Source organism: Micromonospora sp. IBHARD004 (assembly GCF_052814115.1).
Window position 1 is genome coordinate 4,662,790 of sequence record NZ_CP199934.1, and the last position, 19,867, is coordinate 4,682,656.

Annotated in this window: 18 protein-coding genes; 5 read left to right on the forward strand and 13 right to left on the reverse strand. The window is 72.6% G+C overall.

Annotation, left to right across the window (positions count from 1 at the left end; genetic code table 11):
• Window positions 1–61: 61 nt before the first annotated feature.
• On the reverse strand, window positions 62–2,764 hold the full coding sequence (locus ACTWO6_RS22735; protein ID WP_446215823.1) for an MGH1-like glycoside hydrolase domain-containing protein: 2,703 nt from the start codon (window positions 2,762–2,764) through the stop codon (window positions 62–64).
• A 42-nt stretch (window positions 2,765–2,806) separates the two neighbouring features.
• On the opposite strand from ACTWO6_RS22735, the gene ACTWO6_RS22740 reads away from it, so the two are divergent.
• The 4 genes from ACTWO6_RS22740 (at window position 2,807) to ACTWO6_RS22755 (ending at window position 8,121) form a co-directional block, all read left to right on the forward strand.
• Window positions 2,807–4,747 carry an amylo-alpha-1,6-glucosidase gene (locus ACTWO6_RS22740; protein WP_446215824.1) on the forward strand — a complete coding sequence of 647 codons (1,941 nt, stop codon included), beginning with the start codon at window positions 2,807–2,809 and terminating at the stop codon, window positions 4,745–4,747.
• Window positions 4,748–4,887: 140 nt separating this feature from the next.
• Entirely contained in the window at window positions 4,888–6,222 is a 1,335-nt protein-coding gene (locus tag ACTWO6_RS22745) for a glycosyltransferase family 4 protein (RefSeq protein WP_446215825.1), read from the forward strand.
• A gap of 169 nt (window positions 6,223–6,391) precedes the next feature.
• Window positions 6,392–7,201, forward strand: coding sequence for a metal-dependent hydrolase (locus ACTWO6_RS22750; protein WP_446215826.1), 810 nt, complete (start codon window positions 6,392–6,394; stop codon window positions 7,199–7,201).
• Window positions 7,202–7,206: 5 nt separating this feature from the next.
• Window positions 7,207–8,121 (forward strand): amidohydrolase family protein, encoded by a 915-nt coding sequence (locus ACTWO6_RS22755; RefSeq protein WP_446220735.1) that lies wholly within the window; start codon window positions 7,207–7,209, stop codon window positions 8,119–8,121.
• A gap of 33 nt (window positions 8,122–8,154) precedes the next feature.
• Here ACTWO6_RS22755 and ACTWO6_RS22760 read toward each other — a convergent pair whose 3' ends face one another.
• The 7 genes from ACTWO6_RS22760 to ACTWO6_RS22790 all read right to left on the reverse strand — a co-directional run bounded on the left by ACTWO6_RS22760 (window position 8,155) and on the right by ACTWO6_RS22790 (window position 15,795).
• The gene (locus ACTWO6_RS22760) at window positions 8,155–8,748 is read right to left on the reverse strand and encodes a nucleotidyltransferase family protein (RefSeq protein ID WP_446215827.1); all 594 of its coding nucleotides are present in this window, start codon (window positions 8,746–8,748) and stop codon (window positions 8,155–8,157) included.
• Between the two features lie 143 nt (window positions 8,749–8,891).
• Window positions 8,892–10,565: a bifunctional 3'-5' exonuclease/DNA polymerase gene (locus ACTWO6_RS22765; RefSeq protein ID WP_446215828.1), complete on the reverse strand. Its 1,674-nt coding sequence runs from the start codon at window positions 10,563–10,565 to the stop codon at window positions 8,892–8,894.
• 131 nt (window positions 10,566–10,696) lie between these two features.
• Window positions 10,697–11,653: a carbohydrate ABC transporter permease gene (locus tag ACTWO6_RS22770; RefSeq protein ID WP_446215829.1), complete on the reverse strand. Its 957-nt coding sequence runs from the start codon at window positions 11,651–11,653 to the stop codon at window positions 10,697–10,699.
• A gap of 13 nt (window positions 11,654–11,666) precedes the next feature.
• A complete protein-coding gene (locus ACTWO6_RS22775) occupies window positions 11,667–12,608 on the reverse strand; it encodes a carbohydrate ABC transporter permease (protein WP_446215830.1) in 942 nt (313 codons plus the stop codon).
• Between the two features lie 33 nt (window positions 12,609–12,641).
• Window positions 12,642–14,054 carry an N-acetylglucosamine/diacetylchitobiose ABC transporter substrate-binding protein gene (gene ngcE, locus ACTWO6_RS22780; RefSeq protein WP_446215831.1) on the reverse strand — a complete coding sequence of 471 codons (1,413 nt, stop codon included), beginning with the start codon at window positions 14,052–14,054 and terminating at the stop codon, window positions 12,642–12,644.
• Between the two features lie 26 nt (window positions 14,055–14,080).
• Complete coding sequence (locus ACTWO6_RS22785) at window positions 14,081–14,830, reverse strand: sugar isomerase domain-containing protein (RefSeq protein ID WP_446215832.1); 750 nt, start codon at window positions 14,828–14,830, stop codon at window positions 14,081–14,083.
• Entirely contained in the window at window positions 14,827–15,795 is a 969-nt protein-coding gene (locus tag ACTWO6_RS22790) for a MurR/RpiR family transcriptional regulator (protein ID WP_446215833.1), read from the reverse strand. Before ACTWO6_RS22790 ends, ACTWO6_RS22785 begins: the two co-directional genes overlap by 4 nt.
• A gap of 197 nt (window positions 15,796–15,992) precedes the next feature.
• On the opposite strand from ACTWO6_RS22790, the gene ACTWO6_RS22795 reads away from it, so the two are divergent.
• Window positions 15,993–16,979, forward strand: coding sequence for an N-acetylglucosamine kinase (locus ACTWO6_RS22795; protein WP_446215834.1), 987 nt, complete (start codon window positions 15,993–15,995; stop codon window positions 16,977–16,979).
• Between the two features lie 137 nt (window positions 16,980–17,116).
• Here ACTWO6_RS22795 and ACTWO6_RS22800 read toward each other — a convergent pair whose 3' ends face one another.
• From ACTWO6_RS22800 to ACTWO6_RS22820, 5 genes are all read right to left on the reverse strand, one after another.
• Window positions 17,117–17,548 carry an SRPBCC family protein gene (locus ACTWO6_RS22800; RefSeq protein ID WP_446215835.1) on the reverse strand — a complete coding sequence of 144 codons (432 nt, stop codon included), beginning with the start codon at window positions 17,546–17,548 and terminating at the stop codon, window positions 17,117–17,119.
• Window positions 17,541–17,861 carry an ArsR/SmtB family transcription factor gene (locus ACTWO6_RS22805; RefSeq protein ID WP_446215836.1) on the reverse strand — a complete coding sequence of 107 codons (321 nt, stop codon included), beginning with the start codon at window positions 17,859–17,861 and terminating at the stop codon, window positions 17,541–17,543. Before ACTWO6_RS22805 ends, ACTWO6_RS22800 begins: the two co-directional genes overlap by 8 nt.
• Window positions 17,854–18,228 (reverse strand): VOC family protein, encoded by a 375-nt coding sequence (locus tag ACTWO6_RS22810; protein WP_446215837.1) that lies wholly within the window; start codon window positions 18,226–18,228, stop codon window positions 17,854–17,856. Before ACTWO6_RS22810 ends, ACTWO6_RS22805 begins: the two co-directional genes overlap by 8 nt.
• An 88-nt stretch (window positions 18,229–18,316) precedes the next feature.
• Window positions 18,317–18,856, reverse strand: a complete 540-nt coding sequence (locus ACTWO6_RS22815) for a hypothetical protein (RefSeq protein WP_446215838.1) — start codon at window positions 18,854–18,856, stop codon at window positions 18,317–18,319.
• A gap of 90 nt (window positions 18,857–18,946) precedes the next feature.
• On the reverse strand, window positions 18,947–19,720 hold the full coding sequence (locus tag ACTWO6_RS22820) for a carbohydrate ABC transporter permease (protein ID WP_446220736.1): 774 nt from the start codon (window positions 19,718–19,720) through the stop codon (window positions 18,947–18,949).
• Between the last annotated feature and the right edge of the window lie 147 nt (window positions 19,721–19,867).

The following is a 19,867-nucleotide window of genomic DNA, read 5'->3' on the forward strand; positions in this document are numbered from 1 at the left end:
TGCCGGCACGGGCGCGGCGGTCGATCCTCCTGACCGCCGCGCCCCGGACCGGTTCGGCGGATCAGCGGCGCCGGGTGAGGATCAGGTCGGCGACCAGCGCGGTCCAGCCGGTCTGGTGCCAGGCCCCCAGCCCGGCGCCGTTGTCCCCGTGGAAGTACTCCGGGAAACAGATCAGGTCCCGCCAGTCCGGATGCGTCTGGAAGAGCTGGGCGGCGCCGTAGATCGGCCGCCGGCCCCAGCCGTCCCGGGTGAAGAGCGAGATCAGCCGGGCGGAGAGGTCGTCGGCGATCTCGTCGAGGGAGCACTTGCGGCCGGACCGGGTCGGGTACTCGACCTGGAGGTCGTCGCCGAAGAAGGCGGCGTAGTCGCGCAGCGCGCTGATCAGCAGGAAGTTGGTCGGCATCCAGATCGGGCCGCGCCAGTTGGAGTTGCCGCCGAAAAGCCCGCTGGTCGACTCCGCCGGCTCGTATCCGACGCTGAACTCCTGGCCGCCGAGGGTCACCGTGAAGGGCTTGTCCAGGTGGGCACGGCTGAGCGTGCGCAGGCCGTACTCGGAGAGGAACTCGTCGGTGTCCAGCATCCGGGCGAGCAGCCGGACCACCTGATCCGGGCCGACCATGGAGAGCAGCCGCTGCTGCCGCCCGTCGGGGCCGAGCCGGCGGGCGCCGATCACGTCGGCGTACTCGGGGCGGTTGGTGAGGAACCAGCGCAGCCGGGCGCCCAGCTCGGGCAGCCGGCGCAGGGTCTTCGCGGTGAGCCGGGTGGTCGCCGCGAGGGGCAGCAGCCCGACCACCGAGCGGACCTTCAGCGGCACCTGGCTGCCGTCGGCCAGCCGCAGCACGTCGTAGAAGAAGGCGTCCTCGTCATCCCAGAGCCCCTGGTCGTACGCGGCGGCGGCGATGTACGAGAAGTGCTCGAAGAACTTCGTCGCGGTGTCCACGTACGCCCGGTCGTGCTCGGCCAACACGATGGCCATGTCGAGCAGGTTGAGCGCGTACATGGCCATCCAGCCGGTGCCGTCGGACTGTTCGAGCACCCCGGCCACCGGCAGCGCGGCGGAGCGGTCGAACGGGCCGACGTTGTCCAGCCCGAGGAAGCCGCCCTCGAAGACGTTGTTGCCGCCGGTGTCCTTGCGGTTGACCCACCAGGTGAAGTTGAGCAGCAGCTTGTGCATCACCCGGGCGAGGAACTCGTGGTCCCGGGAGCCGTCGATCTCGAAGACCTTCAGCGCCGCCCAGGCGTGCACCGGCGGGTTCACGTCGCCGAACGCCCACTCGTACGCCGGGATCTGCCCGTTGGGATGCAGGTACCACTCGCGGAGCAGGAGCAGCAGCTGCTCCTTGGCGAGGCCGGGGTCGACCCGGGCGATGGTGACGCAGTGGAAGGCCAGGTCCCAGGCCGCGTACCAGGGGTACTCCCAGGGGTCCGGCATGGAGATCACGTCGAAGCTGGTCATGTGCCACCAGTGGCCGTTGCGCCCGTGCCGGCGGCCCGGCGGGGGCGGCGGTGAACCCGGATCGCCCTCCAGCCAGCGCTTGACGTCGAAGTGGTAGAACTGCTTGCCCCACATCAGCCCGGCGATGGCCTGCCGGGCCACCAGGGCCTCGTCGGCGCTGGCCCCTTCCGGGATGACGCCGGTGAAGAACCGGTTCGCCTCGGCGCGCCGGGCCCAGAGCACGCTGTCGAAGTCGTCGCCGAGATCGGCCGGCGGCGGCGGGGTGCTCGCCGGCGGCGGGGCCGTCCGGGTCAGCCGCAGCCGGATCTGCCGCTGCCCGCCGGCCGGCACGTCGAGGACGTAGTGCAGCGCCCCCTTCGTCCCCTCCCGGTCCGGGTTGACCGTGGCCGCGCCGGCCACGACGTGGTCGTTGATCCCGTCCTTCGGGTACGCCGACCGGCCCGGCAGCCCCCAGAGCCGCTCGGCGTTGGTGTCGTTGTCGCAGAGCAGCGGGGTCGGCGCGCCGTCGCCCTCCAGCAGGATCTGGCCGAGCACCCAGTGCTCGCCGACCAGCCGGGCATCCTCGCCGACCAGCTTCGGCACCCGGTCGCCGCCGGGCAGCCCCCACGTCCAGGTGTTGCGGAACCACAGGGTGGGCAGCACGTGCAGCCGCTCGGCCCGGTCACCCCGGTTGGCGACGGTCACCAGGATGCACATGTCGGTCGGCGACGCCTTGGCGTAGTCGACGGTTACCGCCCAGTACCGGTCGTCGTCGAAGATCCCCGTGTCGACCAGCTCGTACTCGGTGTCGTCCCGGCCGCGCAGCGCGTTGACCGCGACCAGCTCGTCGTACGGGAAGGCGGCCTGCGGGTAGTGGTAGCGCCAGCGCATGAAGGAGTGGGTGGGGGTGGAGTCCTCGTACCACCAGTACTCCTTCACGTCCTCGCCGTGATTGCCGCCGTCGCCGCCGAGGCCGAACATCCGCTCCTTGAGGATCGGGTCCTTCCCGTTCCAGAGGGCGAGCGCGAAGCAGAACGTCTGCCGGTCGTCGCAGACGCCCGCCATGCCGTCCTCGTTCCACCGGTAGGCTCGGGACCGCGCGTGATCGTGGGGGAAGTAGTCCCACGCCGTGCCGTGTTCGCTGTAGTCCTCCCGTACCGTCCCCCACGCCCGCTCGGACAGATAGGGACCCCATGCGCGCCAGTCCTGCTCCCCGGCATCGGCCTGGGCGAGCCGGTGCCGCTCGGGGTCGGGGGCGGCGGAGGTCGGACGGTCAGTGATCACCTGCACATCTTCGACGCCGCCGGGGTACATCACCACAGCGGCCATTGTCGTCGTGGCGTGTAGCACCTCGCCGCCAGTGGAGGAAAGTTGATCGACTTTCGTTGCGGGCCGCAGGTCTGCGGGGAGCTGGACACCGGGGCGACCCGGGAATGGCTGGTCCCGGACGGCCGGGGCGGCTACGCCATGGGCACGGTGAGCGGGCTGCGCACCCGCCGATACCACGGCCTGCTCGTGGTCGCCGGGGAAACGCCGGCAACCCGCCGGATGGGGCTGGTCGACCTGGACCCGGCGGTGACCCTGCCGTCCGGGGCCCGGGTGCGCCTCGGCGCGCACGAGTGGTCCTCCGGTGCCGTCGACCCGCGCGGTTTCGAGCTGCTGGAGCAGTTCGCCCTGGTCGACGGGGTGCCGCGCTGGCGCTGGCGGATCGGCGACGTGGTGATCGAGCGGGAGATCGCCATGGCGCACGGCCGGTCCTGCGTGGCGGTGGTGCACCGGCTGGTGTCGGGCGGCCCGGTCCGGCTGGACCTGGCGGCGGCCTGCACCTGGCGGGACGCGCACGGCGAGCGGCGGGCCGACGGGCCGACGCCCCGGATGGAGCCGGCCGCCGGCGGGGCGGTGATCGAGGGGGCGTACCGGCTGGCCGGGCCGGACTGGAGGCCCGAGGGGCAGTGGTGGCTGGGCGTGCGGCACCGCGAGGAGGCGGCCCGCGGGCTCAACCCGGACGAGGACCTCTGGTACGCGGGCCGCTTCGCCGGGGCGCTGGACCGCCCGGGCGACACGGTGTCGGTGCTGGCCTGGGCCGACGACCTGGCCGACCACCCGCCCGCGGCGACCGACGTGGTCGAGGCGGCCCGGCGGCGCAACCGGGACGTGATGGCCGCGGCGAAGCCGGCCGACCCGGTGGAGGCGACCCTCGCCCTGGCCGCCGACGCGTTCGTGGTGCGCACCGCCGCGCGCCCGGACGTGGTCGCCGGCTACCCGTGGTTCGGCGCCTGGTCGCGGGACACCATGACCTCCTACGAGGGGCTCCTGCTCCGCACCAACCGCGCGGACGAGGGCCGGGAGCTGCTGCGGGCGTACGCGGCGACGCTGTCGGAGGGGATGCTGGCGAACACCGCCGACACCGGCCGGGTGGAGTACAACACGGTCGACGCGACGCTGTGGTTCCTGCACGCGGTGAGCCGGCACGTCACCGTCACCGGGGACACCGACCTCGCCGACGAGCTGCTGCCCGCGCTGCACGCCGTGGTCGAGGCGCACCTGGCCGGCACCCGGTACGGCATCGCGGTCGACCCGGCCGACGGGCTGCTCACTCAGGGCGGCCCGCCGGACACCGCGCTCACCTGGATGGACGCCCGGGTGTACGGGGTGCCGGTGACACCGCGTACCGGCAAGCCGGTGGAGGTCAACGCGCTCTGGGTGAACGGGCTGGCCGGCCTGGCCGAGCTGAGCGAGCTGACCGGTCGGGACGCCACCGCGCTGTGGGGGCTGCACACGAAGGCGACCACGGCGTTCCGGAAGCGGTTCCCGGCGCCGGTGGGCTGGCTGCACGACGTGGTGGACGCGCCGGCCCCGGCGTACCCGCTGGGCGGGGCCCCGCACCACGACGACGACCTGCTCCGCCCCAACCAGCTGCTCGCCTGGTCGCTGCCGTACGCCCCGCTCGAACCGGACGAGGCGACGCTGCGCCGGATCACCGCCGGGCTGTTCACCCCGCTCGGGCCGCGCAGCCTCTCGCCCGACTCGCCGGGCTTCGTCGGCCGGCACCGGGGCGGTCCGGCGGAGCGGGACGGGGCCTACCACCAGGGCACCGTCTGGCCGTGGCTGATCGGGCCGCTCGTCGACGCGTACCGGCGGGCCGGACTGCCCACCGATGACCTCCTGGTGGGACTCGAGGGCCACCTGGCGGAGTACGGCCTGGGGTCGGTGAGTGAGACGGCCGAGGCGCTCGCCCCGCACGCCGCGACCGGCTGCCCGTTCCAGGCGTGGTCGGTCGCCGAACTGCTGCGCGTCCGGCGGGCCGGATAGGCACGCGTTACACACCGGCAACCAGCGCGTCTCCGCTGGTTATCGACCGGTCGGCAGGATTGGCCCCGACCCACGCGAGCCGGCGGGCACCCGCTGTGGTGGCGGCCGCCGCGGTCCGGGGACAACTCAAAGGGGGCCGCATGTCACCTGACGCCGACGTGATCGACATCCACCCCGCCCGGCACCAGCGGGTGCTGATCCTCTCCTGGGAGTACCCACCCGTGCTCGTCGGTGGGCTCGGCCGCCATGTGCACGCCCTCTCCGTCACCCTGGCCGCCGCCGGCCACGAGGTCACCGTGGTCACCCGGCACGCCGAGGGCGCCCCGCTGGAGGAGTACGCCGACGGCGTCCGGGTCCTCCGCGCCGCCGAGGACCCGGTCACCTTCCCGCTCGCCACCGGCTCGCTGCTGGCCTGGACGATGGCGTTCAACCACACGCTCACCCGGGCGGCGCTGCGCGCCGCCGAGTCCGGCGCGTACGACGTCATCCACGCCCACGACTGGCTCGTCGCACACACCGCGGTCACCCTCGCCGAACACCTCGACGTGCCGCTGGTCACCACCATCCACGCCACCGAGGCCGGCCGGCACCAGGGCTGGCTGCCGGCGGAGATGAACCGCACCATCCACGGCGTCGAGCACTGGCTCAGTAACGCCTCGGCCCGGGTGATCGCCTGCTCCGGCTACATGCGGGACCAGGTGACCCGGCTCTTCGACGTGCCGACCGGGCTGATCGACGTGGTCCCCAACGGGGTCGACCACCGGGCCTGGCGCGCCCGCCCGCGGACCGTCGCCTCCGCCCGGGCCCGCTACGCCGGGGACGGCCCGCTGGTCGGGTACGCCGGCCGGCTGGTCTACGAGAAGGGCGTGCAGCACCTGGTGCACGCGGTGCCGTACCTGCGGGACCGGCACCCGGGGCTGCGGGTGGTCATCGCCGGCGACGGGCCGTACCGGGAGGAACTGGTCGCCGAGGCGCGGCGGCTGCACCTCGGCGACACGGTGCGCTTCGCCGGCTTCATGGACGCCACCCAGCTGCCGGCGGTGCTCGCCGCCACCGACGCGACCGTGATCCCCAGCCTCTACGAGCCGTTCGGCATGATCGCCCTGGAGGCGGCCGCCGCCGGGGCACCCCTCGCGGTGGCGAGCACCGGCGGGCTCGCGGAGATCGTCGAGCCGGGCGTGACCGGGGTGACCTTCCCGCACAGCGACCCCGACGCGCTCGCCGGCGCGGTGGACCAGCTCCTCGGCGACGAGGTCTTCGCCCGCCGGGTCGCCCGGCGCGCCCGGACCATGGTCGCCGAGCGGTACGGCTGGGCCGCCGTCGCGGCCCGCACCGCGACCAGCTACGCCGCCGCCCGCCGGGAAAACAGCACGTTCCAGGCTCGCCGCGCCGCCGCCCTGCTCGCCGGCGGACGGCCGCGGATCGACATCCCGGAGGGAAATCTCCTCGGGGCGGCCGCTAACGGATGGCGGTGACCACGACAGCCCACAGCATGACGACGGTGGTGGTGACCGACAGCGGGCTCGGTACGCATGGTCCCTGACCCCCTCCGCTGTGGACCGTCCGGGTGATGCCCCTCGATCGCGACGGCGAATTACAGTGGCGTAGTTTGTCGATCAAGATCTCTGGGGAGGGCGAGCCGAGATGATGGGACCGTCCCACGCGCTGTCCGGCGCGGCGGTGTGGCTGACCGGGTCCTGGGCGCTGGACCAGTTCGCCGACTACCACCAGACGCCGCTGGCGCTCGCGGTCGGGACCGCGGTCTGCGCGGGCGGGGCGCTCTTCCCCGACCTCGACCTCTCCGGCAAGGTGACCCGGAACCAGGGCGGGGCGACCGTGGCCCGGACCTTCGGCGTGTTCAGCCTCTTCATCGCCGAGGTGATGGAGAAGATCTCGCTGGGCGTCTACTACGCCACCAAGCTCAGCAAGGACCCGCGCCGCAACAACGGTCACCGCACGCTGACCCACACCCTCCCGTTCACCGGGCTGGTCGGCTGGGGCACCACGGCGCTCTGCGCCCACTACGGCAAGTGGGCGGTGGTCAGCATCCTGTTCTTCATGATCGGGCTGGCGCTGCGCGGCCTCTTCGACGAGTGGGCCGAGCGGGCCGGCTGGGTGATCGTGACGCTGGCCTCGGCGGCCGCCGCCTGGTTCACCTTCGCCAACCTGCCGGGCGACCGGGGCTACCCGCTGATCGGGTTGGCCGTCGGGGTGGGCTGTTTCGTGCACATCCTCGGCGACATGATCACCCGGGCCGGGGTGCCGATCCTCTGGCCGATCCCGATCAGACGCCGGATGTGGCTGATGGTCGGTCTGCCCAACAGCCTCGCGCTGCGCACCGGCAGCAAGACCGAGGTGATCGTGCTGCGCGCCGCGCTGACCGTCCTGGCGGTGCTCGCCGCGGTGGGGCTGGTCGCGCCGTCGGTGCTGCACCGGTTCAACATCGAGGTGTGACGGAGATCGAGGACATTCCGGCCGACGCGGGTCGGCCGCCGGCCGAGGACGCCACCGTGCCGGCGTTCTGGCGCCGGCTCGGCCTGCCCGGGCTCGCCGACGTGCACGTGCACTTCCTGCCACCCCGCCTGCTGCGCAAGGTCTGGGCGTACTTCGACGCGGCCGGGCCGCTGGTCGGCACCGAGTGGCCGATCCGGTACCGGTGGGGCGACGCGGAGCGGGTGGCGCACCTGCGCCGGCTCGGCGTACGGGCGTTCACCGCGCTGGCGTACCCGCACCGGCCCGGCATGGCGGAGGCACTGAACCGGTGGACGCTGGGGTTCGCCCGCGCCACCCCCGGCTGCCTGCCCTCGGCGACCTTCTACCCGGAGCCGGGGGCCGTCCGCTACGTCGCCGAGGCGCTCGACGCCGGCGCCCGGGTGTTCAAGGTGCACGTCCAGGTCGGCGGGTTCCTCCCCACCGATCCGGCGCTGGACGCGGTGTGGGGGCTGCTCGCCGACGCGGGCGTACCGGTGGTGGTGCACGCCGGGCACGCGCCCGTCGGCACCGCGCACACCGGCCCGGAGCCGTTCGCCGCGCTGCTCGCCCGGCATCCGGGGCTGACCGCGATCGTGGCCCACCTGGGCGCGCCCGACTACGCCGCGTTCCTCGACCTGGCGGAGAAGCACGAGCGGGTGCGGCTGGACACGACGATGGCGTTCACCTCGTTCTTCGACCGGTTCATGCCGTTCCCGGCCGGGGAGCTGCCCCGGCTGCGCGAGCTGGGGCTGGCCGGCAAGGTGCTGCTCGGCAGCGACTTCCCGAACATCCCCTACCCGTACGCCGAGCAGCTCACCGGCCTGGCCGAGCTGGGACTCGGCGACGACTGGCTGCGGGCGGTCTGCTGGGACAACGCGGCGGCTTTGTTCGACCTGACCTGAGTCGGGGCGGCGGACCCACCGGAGGGCCGGAGGTCAGACGCCCACCCGCTGCTCGGGGACGGTGAGCCCGTACAGCGCCATCAGCTCGGGGCTGTCCACCCGGCTGCCGTCGGCCACCGATTCGCACGAGATGTCGACGATCTGGTCCTTGTGCGCCAGCAGGTAGGGCCGGGCGCCGACGTCGGCGCTGGCCAGGGTGGCGATGCCGGCCCAGTGCCGGCGGCCGAAGAGCATCGGGTAGCCGCGCAGCCCGTCGTAGGTCGCGCAGACCAGCACGTCGGGGTACGGCAGCGCGGCCACCCGCCGGACCGCTTTGGCGGTCAGCCCCGGCATGTCCACGGGCACCACGACGACCGCCTCGATCCCCTCGTCGGTCAGGGCCGCCAGGCCGGCGCGGATGGAGGAGCCGACGCCGGTCCCCCATGCCCGGTTGACCACCACGGTGGCCCCGGTCAGGTCCGTCGTCTCGCGGACCTGGTCGGCCGCCGCGCCCAGTACGACCACGATCTGCTCGCAGCCCGCCTCGACCAACGTGTGGATCATCCGGTTCACCAGGGGCTTCTCCCCCTGGTGCAGCAGCGCCTCGGGTCCGCCGATGCGACGTCCCCCGCCCGCTGCGATGATCATTCCTGCGATCCGGTTCAGCTGCGCCCCCTCGACCGTGGGGTCGGCACCGGCTCACCCGCGTCCGGTCCGTCCCGTCGTACGCACACCGGGCCCAACGAGCGCCCCCGCGCCGGGGTGGCGGGGCAAAAGGGAAAATTGCCCGACTATGCCGCGTCGGCGTAGCAGTCGACGATGGACAGGTCCAGCGGGAACCGGACCGGGGTGTCGCCGAAGAGCAGCGCCGCCGCCCGCGCGCCCGCGGCGGTGACCGCCTCCGCCACCGCGTCGGCCTGCCCGGCCGGGCAGTGCACGATCACCTCGTCGTGCTGGAAGAAGACCAGCTCGGCCCGCGTGCCGGCCAGCGCCGTCCGCAACGTGGCCAGCAGCGTCGAGGCCCACTCGGCGGCCGTCGCCTGGATGACGAAGTTGCGGGTGAACCGGCCCCGGGAGCGGGCGGCACGGGCCCGCGGCCCCTGCGGGTCCGCCCCGGCGTCCGGGTCCGCCTCGTCGCCGTCCGCGAAGCCGACCGAGCCCGGCGGGCAGGTCCGCCCGAGCCAGGAGCGCACCAGCCCACCGGCCTCGCCGGTCCGCGCCGCCGCCTCGACGTAGCCGAACGCCGTCGGGTAGCTCCGCTTGAGCACCGCCAGGGCGGGCACCGCCGCTCCGCCGGTCTGCCCGTACATCGCGCCGAGCAGGGCCACCTTCGCCCGGGCCCGGTCACCGGCGAAGGCGTCCCGGGCGAGCGCGGCATAGAGGTCGCCGGCCCCGCCGGCCGCCGCGAGCCGGGCGTCACCGGAGACCGCGGCCAGCACCCGCGGCTCCAACTGGCCCGCGTCGGCCACGACGAAGGTCCAGCCGGGATCGGCCACCACCGCCCGCCGGATCACCTTCGGGATCTGCAGCGCTCCGCCGCCCCGGGTGGCCCACCGGCCGGAAACCACGCCGCCGGGCACGTACTCCGGGTGGAAGCGACCGCCGGAGACCCAGGCGTCACGCCACGCCCAGCCGTGCGCCGTCCAGATCCGGTAGAGCTCCTTGTACTCCAGGACCAGCGGGACCGCCGGGTGCTCCACCCCGCGCAGCACCCACGCCCGGGTGTTCGGCAGCTCCACCCCGGCCCGGGCGAACGCCTTCAGCAGCTCCGCCGGGGAGTCCGTGTGCAGCTGCCGTACGCCGAACGCCTCGGCGATCCGGGCGGCCAACTCGGCCAGCCGGCGGGGCGGCCCGCCCACCGGGGAGGCCTCCCCGAGCAGCTCGGCGAGGATCGCGTCGTGCACCTCGGCCCGCCACGGCAGCCCGGCCACCCCCATCTCCGTGGCGATCAGCGCGCCCGCCGACTCGGCCGCCACGAGCAGCCGGAACCGGCCGGGGTGCTCGGTTGCCGCGATCCGGCCGAGCTGGTCGGCGTACACCCGGGTCAGCGCCTCGATGCCCGGGCCCGGCGGACCGGACGGCGCGTCGAAGAGCGCGCCCTGCCCGTGGCCCGGCGGCTCCGGCGCCCGGGGCGCCGGGTCGGGCGGGACCGGCGCGCCGGTCAGCCGCGCCCAGGCCGCGGCGAGCGACCGGGGCTCGCCCCACCGGCCGGCGTGCCCGAGCAGCAGCGCCTCGGTCAGCTCCACGTCGTGGCAGCGCTCCAGCCGGACCCCGGCGCGCAGCAGCGCGGGGTAGACCCCCGACCCGGCGGCCCAGACCCAGCGCGGGCGCTCGGCGGCCTCCCGGGCGGCCACCGCGGCGGCGAGGTCGGCCACCGGCTCCGCCGGCCCCGCGGGCCGGCCGGCGGCGTCGAGGGGTTGCAGCACTCCCCCGCCCCGCTCGTCCGCCACCACCGCCACCAGCACGGACACGATTCTGCCCCGCCCCTGCGACAGTCCGCTCCGCGCCGCCCATTGCCCTCTTTCCCGACAGCGAGTGGCCGTCCCGACCGGGACGGCCACTCGCCGCGTGCAGCCGCGCCTCCGCGGCGGGCGGGTTACTTACCCACGCCGGCCGTCAGGCCGGACTGGACCTGGCGCTGGAAGACCATGTACACGATCAGCACCGGGAGCATCGCCATGGTGACGCCCGCGAAGAGGCCGGACCAGTCGGACTTGTAGCCCTGGTTGACCGAGAGCTCGATCAGCCCCTGGGAGATGACCTGGTGCTTCGGCTCACCGGAGACCGACTGCATCAGCAGCACCGGCAGGTACCACTGGTTCCACTGGCCGAGCACGTTGAAGATGCCGATGCTGATCAGACCGGGCTTGGCCATCGGCAGCATGACCCTGAAGAAGGTCGCCGTGTGCGAGGCACCGTCGACCATCGCCGCCTCCGCGACCGTGGACGGCAGCGTCCGGAAGAACGAGTGCATGAAGAACACCGTGAACGACAGCGACCAGGCCACGTAGACGACGATCAGCATGACGTGCTTGTTCGGCCCAAGCAGCGGAAAGACGACGCCGGTGTTGTAGACGCCCTTGAACAGGGGCACCGCGGCGAGGTAGATCGGCAGCGTGAGACCGGACAGGAACATGAAGTAGATCAGCCGGTTACCCGGGAAGTTGAAGCGGGCCAGCGCGTACGCGGCCATCGAGCCCAGCAGCATGGTCAGGGTCACGCTGAAGACGAGGACCAGCAGCGTGTTGAGGAAGAACGCCCCGATGTGCCCCTGGCCCCAGGCTCGGACGAAGTTGTCCCAGTGCAGCCCGTCCGGGATCAGCGACAGTGGCTCCTTGATGATCGCCCGGTCGGACTTGAGGGACGACATCACCACCCACAGCAGCGGGTAGACCACCATTACGGCCCACACCAGTAGGAAGAGGTGTGAGAAGCCGTTGAAGATGCGCTCGCCCAGGCCACCGCTGCGCCGGCCGGTCTTCGGCGTCCCACGCCCGGGCGGGGTTTCGTCGGGCCGGGTCAGCCGGCCCGAGGGCTGTGTCACCGTGCTCATCGCCCAGACCTCCTCAGAACTCGATCCGCTCGCGGCGGGTGATTCTCAACTGGGCAGCGGCCAGCAGGATCGTGAAGATCGCCAGAGCCACCGCCATCGCGCAGGCGTAGCCGTACTGGCCCCTTTGGAACGCGGTGAAGCTGATCACTGAGGCGAAGATCTCGCTGGTGTGATTCGGGCCGCCCTGGCTCGGCGTCATGACGTAGACCAGCGCGTACATGTCCAGCGCGATGAAACCCAGGTAGATCCAGGCCACGGAGACCGTGTCGCGCAGCAGCGGCAGCGTAACCCGGAAGAAGGTGTGCACCCGGGAAGCCCCGTCGAGCAACGCGGCCTCGTAGATGTCCTTCGGGATCGACTGCATGGCTGCCGAGAACAGCACCATGTAGAAGCCGACGCCGCTCCACACCGCGATCAGCAGCAGCCACCACAGCACCGCCGGTACGCCGAGGAACGGCTCCGGGTCGATGACGAACGCGACTGGATTCTCCCGGTCGACCAGCCCGAGCTTCATGAGCACGCCGTTGATCAGACCCTGGTCGTCGGCGCGGTAGACCTGTTGCCACATCACCGCGATGACCACCAGCGACAGCGTGATCGGGAAGAAGTAGATCACCTTGTACACGCTGGAGCCGAAGACACCCCGGATGCCGGCCCTGTTCCCCCGTCCGCCCACATTCAGCAGGAACGCGAGGAACAGGGCCAGCGTGATCGTGACCAGCGGCAACATGACCAGGAAGAACACGTTGTGCCAGAAGGCCATCCTGACCAGCTCGTCCTGGAACAAACGGACGTAGTTGTCAAGACCGACGAAGTTCTGGGTGTTCGAGAAGCCGCCCCAGTCGGTCAACGAGTACCCCGCCGCCTGCAGGAAGGGCCACACCACATAGAAGAGGTACAGCGCAACCGGCAGGGCCAGGAAGCCCGTGACGAAACGTGCAACACCGTGCCGCATGGTCACTCACTTCTCTAGTTGATCCGGGGTTGGTCAGGCCGTCCGGGTCTGCTTCTTCACGTTCGCGTCCTTGGCGACCTTGTCGGCGGCCGCCTGCATCTTGTCGATGAACTGCTGCGCGGTGAGCCGGCCGGCCATCAGCTCCTCGGACAGGTTCTCGCCCGCCTTGTTCATGTCAGCGTAGAAGTCCCAGATCTTGACCGAGATCAGGTCCGACGTCGCGTTCTTCATGAGCGCGTTCGCGGACGCCAGCGCCGAGTCCTGCACGTTGTCGCCGGAGCCCTTGGTGGAGGCCAGCGACTTGGTCAGCTCCGCGAACTTCGCCGAGCCGGCCTTGGACAGGATCGCCCGCAGGAACTCCTTGGCCGCCTCCTTGTTCGGCGCCTTGCTCGGCACGACGAAGCCCTCACCGGAGCCGGCGAACACGTCCTTCGCCGCCTTGTCGCCCGCGTTGGACCAGTAGTCCGACAGGGTCAGCTCGAAGCCCGGCGGGATGGTCGCGGTCATCTCGTTCTTCAGCCAGGTGCCGACCTGGATGAACGCCGCCTTGCCGTCGAGCCAGGCCTGCTGCGACTGGGTGTGGTCGAGCTTGCCCGGCAGGAGCAGCCGGTCCTTGACGAGCTTCTCCCACGGCTCCAGCGCCTTGAGGATGCCGTCGGCCTTCCAGGCGTTGTCCTTGAGGTTGTCGATGTCGATGACCGCCTGCTTGCCCGCGGACTTCCAGATGCTCGCCATGAGCGCCCAGCGGGGGTAGTAGCCGTGGACGGCGTCGTGGACGTACGGCGCCATGCCCTTCGCCTTGATCTTCGGGGCCAGGGCGAAGAACTCGTCCCAGGTCGTGGGCGCCTGCCAACCCTCCTTCTTGAACAGGGCCGCGTTGTACCAGTTGCCCCACACCGTGTACGCCACGTTCACGACGTAGAACTTCCCGTTCTGGGTGCCGTCGCCGACCGTGCCCGGCAGCAGCGTGTCGGCCACCGTGCCCTCGCCGTCCCACGCCGGCGCGGTGAGCAGGTCGTCGAGCGGCTCGATCGCGCCTTCGTTGATCAGGGTGGCGCGGTCCATGCTGTCCGCGCCCGAGTTCATGACCAGGTCGCTCGGCTGGGTCGCCATCTTCGGCTGCTCTTCGGTCTTGATCTTCTGGGTGGAGCTCATGTTGACCGTGATGTTCGGGTGCTTGGCGTTGAAGACGACCTTGTCTTCCTTCGCCCACTGGTCACCGAGGCCGCCGTTGAAGATGACCACCTTGACGGCGCTGCCGTCCTTCACGCCGAACGGGTTGTCCTTGCTCTTGGCGGCGCCGGTGTCGTCGGACTTGCTCGGCTCGCTGCCGGCGCAGGCGCTGAGCAGGCCGGCTGCCGGGGTGGCCAGCAGGCCGGCCGCGGCGGCCCGCCGCAGCAGGGTCCGGCGGCTGAGGTCGCCGAGGTTCTCGGGGGTAATCGACATCTCTGTCTCTCCTTGTGGTGTCCGGGTCAGGCGGTCCGCCGGAGGCGACCGGCGTACCGCGACTCGAGGGCGAGGTTGTGCTCGTCCCCACCGGGGACGTTGGCGGAGAGGTAGATAGGGGGTACCTCCCCGACCTGGTGGAACCGTCGTACGACCTCGGCGGTCAGCAGCTGCGCCAGCAGCGCCGCGGTGACCGAGGAGACCGCACAGACCGCGCCGCCGCCCTCGAGCGGCAGCAGTGCGTCGCCGTACGGCGCGCCGTTGTCCAGCACGACGTCGGCGAGGTCGGCGAGCCGGTGCCCGGACGGGTGCCGCGGGGCGACCCGAGCGGTGTGCTCGACCGAGGTGACCGCGATCAGCGGATGGCCGTGCTCCTTGACCAGCGTCGCCAGCTCGACGACCGAGCCGTTGATGCCGGACTGGGAGGCGACCACGAACACGTCCCGCGGGTGCGGGGCCGCGAGCGCGTAGAGCTGGTGCGCGACGGCCGGGTCGCGTTCCAGCTTGGGGTCGGCGAGCACGTCGCGGGGCGCGTCGCCGTGCAGCACCAGGTCGTGCAGGGAGAGTCGGTTGGTGGGGACCAGCCCGCCGGCCCGGGCGACCAGCTCGGCGGCGAACGCCTCGGAGTGCCCGGCGCCGAAGCCCTGGAGGACCCCGCCGGCCCGCAGCCCGGCGGCGATCAGGTCGGCCGCCCGGTCGACCGCCTCGGCCTGGGTGTCGACCAGGCGGTCGAGCACCGGGCGGACGGCGTCCGCGTACCGCTGTGCGCTGATCATGAGGCGGCCCCCTTCGCGGCCTTGTGCCCGTCGACGGCCTGGGCGGTACGCCGGAAGGCCGCGTGGGCGCGGTCGTGGGTCCGCTGCGCCACCGCGATGTAGAGCAGGTCGAGGACGACGAGCTGGGGATGCCGGGCGGAGAGCGCGTCCGGTCGGAAGGTGGTGGCCTGGCTGGCCGTGACCAGCACGATGTCGGCGAGCTCGGCCAGCGGCGAGCGGGGGAAGCCGGTCAGCGCGACGGTGGTGGCGCCCCGGCTGCCCGCCTCGGCGAGCATCTCGATGGTCTCCCGGGTCTGCCCGGTGTGCGAGATGCCGAGCGCGACGTCCCCGGCGCCCAGCAGCGCGGCGCTGGCCAGGCCCTCGTGCACGTCGCTCCAGGCCCACGCGGCCACCCCGATGCGGTGCAGGCTGAACTGCATCTCCTCGCCGACCAGGGCGCTGCCGCTGGCGCCGAAGATGTTCACCCGGCTCGCCCCGGCGATGGCCACCGCGGCCCGCTCCACCTCGGCGAGGTCGAGCAGCGCGGCCGTGTCGTGCATGGCCCGGGTGTCGGCGGCCATGATCTGGTCCAGCACCCGGGTCAGCGGGTCGCTGGGCTGGATCTCTCGTCCGATGTCGACCGTCCAGCCCGCCGACCGGGCCCGGCCGGTCTCCGAGGCGATGCCGAGTCGCAGGTCGGCGTAGCCCTCGAAGCCCATCGCCCGGCAGAACCGGGTGATGGTCGCCGGTGAGGTGCCGCTGCGCTCGGCCAGCTCCACGATGGTGGCCCGGGCCGCCGCCTCCGGATCGCTGAGCACGTGCTCAGCGACCCGGCGCAACGCCCCCGTCAGCTCTCCCGCCCCGGCCCGGACCCTGGCCAGCACCCCGTCCGCGGCGACGGCCACCGCGCTCGGCCGGTCGACCGCGTCGGCGTCGACCACCGCGTGCAGGTGCAACGCGGGGGTGTCCACCTCGTGATCAACCATGGGACGCCTTTCGGAAAAGAGTGTTAACTGTTAGTGGTAAAAGTTCTTACTGAAGGGCCCTCCGTGTCAAGGGCGTGGGCGAAGTTTTCAAACTGTTACCTGGCGCACAGCGCGCGGCGCGCTCGCGGATCTTGCCTCGAGGAGCCGGGCCGACCAGCATGAAGGCCGCCAGCAGCGACCCCAGGGAGGCCCACCGGATGTCCGGCATCGTCGTGGTCGGTCTCGACGTCGGAGGTACGTCCACCCGGGCGGCCGCGCTGAGCCTCGACGGCGTACGCCTCGGCTCCGGCCGGGCCGGCGGCGGCAACCCGACCAGTCACGGCGCCGAGCGGGCGGCGGTCGAGCTGTCGGCCGCGCTGCGCGCGGCGCTCGCCGAGGTGGACCCGTCCCGGGTGCGCGCCGGCGCGATCGGGCTGGCCGGCGCGGGGCGGCTGCTCGCCGACCCGGCTGGCCGGGCGGCGTTCGACCGCGCCTGGCACGACGCCGGCCTGCGCTGCCCGTACGCGGTGCACGGCGACGCCCTCGTCGCGTACGCCTCGGGCACCGCCGTCCCGGACGGCACCGTGCTGATCGCCGGGACCGGCGCGATCGCCGCCCAGGTACGCGACCTGCGCCTGGACCGCACCGCGGACGGGCACGGCTGGCTGCTCGGCGACGCCGGCTCCGGCTTCTGGCTCGGCCGAGAGGCGGTCCGGCGGCTGCTGGCCGACCTGGACCAGGCCCGCCCGCCGGGCGCCCTCGCCACCCGCGTGCTCGCCGAGCTGACCGGCACCGCCGAGGTGGCGGCCCGCCCCCGGGCGACCGCCGAGGCGGTGGTGCAGGCGGTGACCCGCCGCCCGCCGGTGGAGCTGGCCGGGCTCGCCCCGCTGGTGGTGGCGGCCGCCGCCGACGGTGAGCCGTCCGGTCTCGACCTGGTCGCCGAGGCCGCCGCGCTGCTCGCCGAGAGCGTGAACCGGATCCGGCCGGCCGGGGCGAGCGACCCGGTGGTGCTCGGCGGCGGGCTGCTCACCGGCGACACCCCGCTCGCCGCGGCGGCCCGCGCCGAACTGGCCCGCCGCTGGCCGGACGCGCCGCTGCGCACGGCGGGCGACGGCGCCGCCGCGGCGGCCTGGCTCGCCGCCCGTGACCTGCCCGAGGTGTCGGATCCGACCGCGCTGCACGCGGTGCTGGTCCCGCCGGCCTGACGGCCCTGCCGGCGACCGCCGCGGTCGTCCGGCGCCGCGGCCGGCTGCGGCTGCCGCCCCCTCGGGGTGCGACGCGGGGTCGGCCCCGGACGCTCCCGCGCCGGGTCAGGACGCAGCGCACCCCGTCCGGCGAGCCGCTACTCGACGGCAGTCAGGGCCGCCTCGAGCCGGCGCCAGACGTGGCTGCGCCAGCCGCCGTCGAGCAGGGTGAACGTGCGGCGCTGCACCGGGTCGTCCGGGTCGAAGCCGGCGTGCTCGAGGAAGAGCCGGGTGCCCCGCCCCTCGGGGGCGAGGGTCCAGGTGACCACGGTGTCCAGCCGGCCGCCGCGCCAGGCCCAGCTCAGCCGGCGCGGCGGATCGATCTCCAGCACCTCGCAGTGCACCACCCCGTCGAAGCCCTGGCCGGGCCGCGGCTCCGTGCGGAAGGTGAAGCGGTGACCCGGCACGGGGCGGAAGTCGTTCGGCATCAGCCAGCGGGCCAACAGATCAGAATCGGTCAAGACTCGCCAGACCTTGGCCGGCGGGTGGGCCAGGAACTGATCCACGGCGATGGTCGCCCGGTCAGTCATCGGGCAGCCCGTCCAGCACGTCGCGCAGGTCGGCGAGGCGGGCGCGCCAGAACCGCTCGTACGGGTCGAGCCAGTCGGCGACCTCCCGCAACGGCTCGGGGCGCAGCGCGTAGAACCGTTGCCGGCCGAGCGGCTGCTCCACCACCAGCCCGGCGTCCTTGAGCACCTTCAGGTGCTCCGACAGGCTGGGGCGGCGCATGTCGAAGTGGTCGGCGAGCCGCTGCACGGGCTGCTCGCCCCGCTCCAGCAGCAGCCGGAGCAGCTCCCGCCGGGTCGGGTTGGCCAGCGCGGCGAAGACGTCCCCCTCAGACACGGGTGGCCTGGAGCACGATGCCGTTGCCGTCGGGGTCGTCGAAGGTGACGTACCGGCCCCAGGGCGCGGTCTGGATCCCGCCGTCGGCGAAGGCCACGCCCCGGGCGCGCAGCGCGGCCACGTCGCCGTCGAGGTCGTCGGTCTCCAGCACCAGGCCCTTGAGCGAGCCCGGCGGCATGGTGGGGAACCAGGTGACCAGCGTCAGCGCGGTCGCCGCCCCCTTCGGGGCGACCTGCACCCACCGGCCGCCGGGGCCCATCGGGTTGTCCCGGACCAGGTCGAAGCCGAGGGTGTCGACGTAGAAGTCACGGGCCCGGTCCTGGTCGCTCACCGGCACGGAGACCAGCTGCACATGGGTCACTGTCATGCCGCCACAATAGGTAGGAGATTTCCTACGGGTCAAGTCGAGGGCAGGCCGGCCGACGCCGTCGACCGGCCTGCTCCGAGATCCGCGTTCAGCTGGCCGGATAGCCCTGCTGGCCCTGCGGCTGGCCGTACTGGCCCTGCTGGCCCTGCGGGTGGCCGTACTGGCCCTGCGGCGCCGGGTAGCCGGGCTGACCCTGCGGCGTTTGGCCGTGCTGGGCCTGCGGGGCCGCGCCGTACTGGCCCTGCGGGGCCGGGTGGCCGGGCTGCCCCTCCGGCGCGTGGCCGTACGGGCCGGACTGGCCCTGCGGCGCCGACCAACCCTGCGCGGGCTGGCCCGGGTGGCCCTGGGCGGCGAACTGGTGGGCCGCGGCCTCCTCCCTGGCCTCCTTGCGCGCCTTCACGGCCCGGACGATCAGCAGGATCGGCAGGATGAAGGCGTAGAAGTAGATCGTGTACCTGCTGCCCACGGGAGCGAGGAACATCAGGTAGAAGCCGTAGCAGAAGAAGGCGAGGCCCACGACGACGTTCAGGATCCGGGAGCCCGTGCCCTGCTCGCGGATCGCGAGACCGATCACGATCATCGCGATGCCGCCGAGCATCAGCAGGATTTCGTAGACAAGTTCAAACATGTGATCCCCGTCAATCCGGTGAATGTGCCGAACCACCATAGAGGAGCACCCGGAGACTCCGCTGCCCCGTTTCCTGTGGCGGGCGACACCTCATTTGAGCTGGCCCGCGGTGAGCCCCGCCTGGATCTGCCGCTGGAACGTCACGTACACGACCAGCACCGGGAGCACCGCGATGGTCAGGCCGGCGAAGAGCTGTGCGTAGTCGCCGGCGTAGCCCTGGTTGACGGCGAGCGCGTTCAACCCCTGGGCGAGCATCCACCTCGACTCGTCGCCCTGCATCAACACCTGCGGCAGCAGGAACTGGTTCCAGTGGCTGAGGAAATTGAAGATGCCGACACTGATCAGTCCCGGTCGCGCCATCGGCAGCATCACCCGGAAGAAGAGCCGGAAGTGACCGCAGCCGTCGATCAGCGCGGCCTCCGCCACCGAGGTCGGCAGGGTCCGGAAGAACGCGGTCAGGAAGAAGACGGTGAACGGCAGCGAGTACGCCGCGTAGACCAGGATCAGGCCGGTCCAGGTGCCGAAGAGCCCGGCGTTGCGGACCACGAAGAAGAGCGGCACCAGGGCCAGGAAGACCGGGAACATCATCCCGCCGACGAACAGGTAGTAGACCACCTGGCGGCCGCGGAACTCGTACCGGGCGAAGACGTACGCCGCCGCCGCGCCGAGCAGCATGGTCAGGGTCAGCGAGCCGGCCACCACCACCGCGCTGTTCAGGAAGTACTGCCCGATGTGCGCCTTCGTCCAGGCCCGGGCCCAGTTGTCCAGGCGCAGCTCGCCCGGGAGCCCCCACGGGTCGGCCAGGATCTCATTGTTGCTCTTGAGCGAGCTGACGAACATCCAGGCCAGCGGCAGCACGGTCATCGCCGCCCAGAGCAGCAGGAACGTGTGCGAGAAGGCGTTCGCCACGCCCAGTTCCCGCCGCAGCGGCCGGTCGGCATGCCGAGGTATGGGCTGACCGCCAGCCTTCTCAACGGCTGTGGCGCCGACGGCGGTCGCAGGGTCCGCCGT

Bases quoted from the DNA above. Each gene is read 5' to 3' on its own strand.
- ACTWO6_RS22815 (WP_446215838.1), bottom strand. From the start codon at position 18,856: ATGTTTGAACTTGTCTACGAAATCCTGCTGATGCTCGGCGGCATCGCG.
- ACTWO6_RS22785 (WP_446215832.1), bottom strand. From the start codon at position 14,830: ATGATCAGCGCACAGCGGTACGCGGACGCCGTCCGCCCGGTGCTCGAC.
- ACTWO6_RS22760 (WP_446215827.1), bottom strand. From the start codon at position 8,748: ATGATCATCGCAGCGGGCGGGGGACGTCGCATCGGCGGACCCGAGGCG.
- ACTWO6_RS22820 (WP_446220736.1), bottom strand. From the start codon at position 19,720: ATGACCGTGCTGCCGCTGGCCTGGATGTTCGTCAGCTCGCTCAAGAGC.
- ngcE (WP_446215831.1), bottom strand. From the start codon at position 14,054: ATGTCGATTACCCCCGAGAACCTCGGCGACCTCAGCCGCCGGACCCTG.
- ACTWO6_RS22775 (WP_446215830.1), bottom strand. From the start codon at position 12,608: ATGCGGCACGGTGTTGCACGTTTCGTCACGGGCTTCCTGGCCCTGCCG.
- ACTWO6_RS22800 (WP_446215835.1), bottom strand. From the start codon at position 17,548: ATGACTGACCGGGCGACCATCGCCGTGGATCAGTTCCTGGCCCACCCG.
- ACTWO6_RS22745 (WP_446215825.1), top strand. From the start codon at position 4,888: ATGTCACCTGACGCCGACGTGATCGACATCCACCCCGCCCGGCACCAG.
- ACTWO6_RS22750 (WP_446215826.1), top strand. From the start codon at position 6,392: ATGATGGGACCGTCCCACGCGCTGTCCGGCGCGGCGGTGTGGCTGACC.
- ACTWO6_RS22795 (WP_446215834.1), top strand. From the start codon at position 15,993: ATGTCCGGCATCGTCGTGGTCGGTCTCGACGTCGGAGGTACGTCCACC.
- ACTWO6_RS22790 (WP_446215833.1), bottom strand. From the start codon at position 15,795: ATGGTTGATCACGAGGTGGACACCCCCGCGTTGCACCTGCACGCGGTG.
- ACTWO6_RS22810 (WP_446215837.1), bottom strand. From the start codon at position 18,228: ATGACAGTGACCCATGTGCAGCTGGTCTCCGTGCCGGTGAGCGACCAG.
- ACTWO6_RS22735 (WP_446215823.1), bottom strand. From the start codon at position 2,764: ATGGCCGCTGTGGTGATGTACCCCGGCGGCGTCGAAGATGTGCAGGTG.
- ACTWO6_RS22770 (WP_446215829.1), bottom strand. From the start codon at position 11,653: ATGAGCACGGTGACACAGCCCTCGGGCCGGCTGACCCGGCCCGACGAA.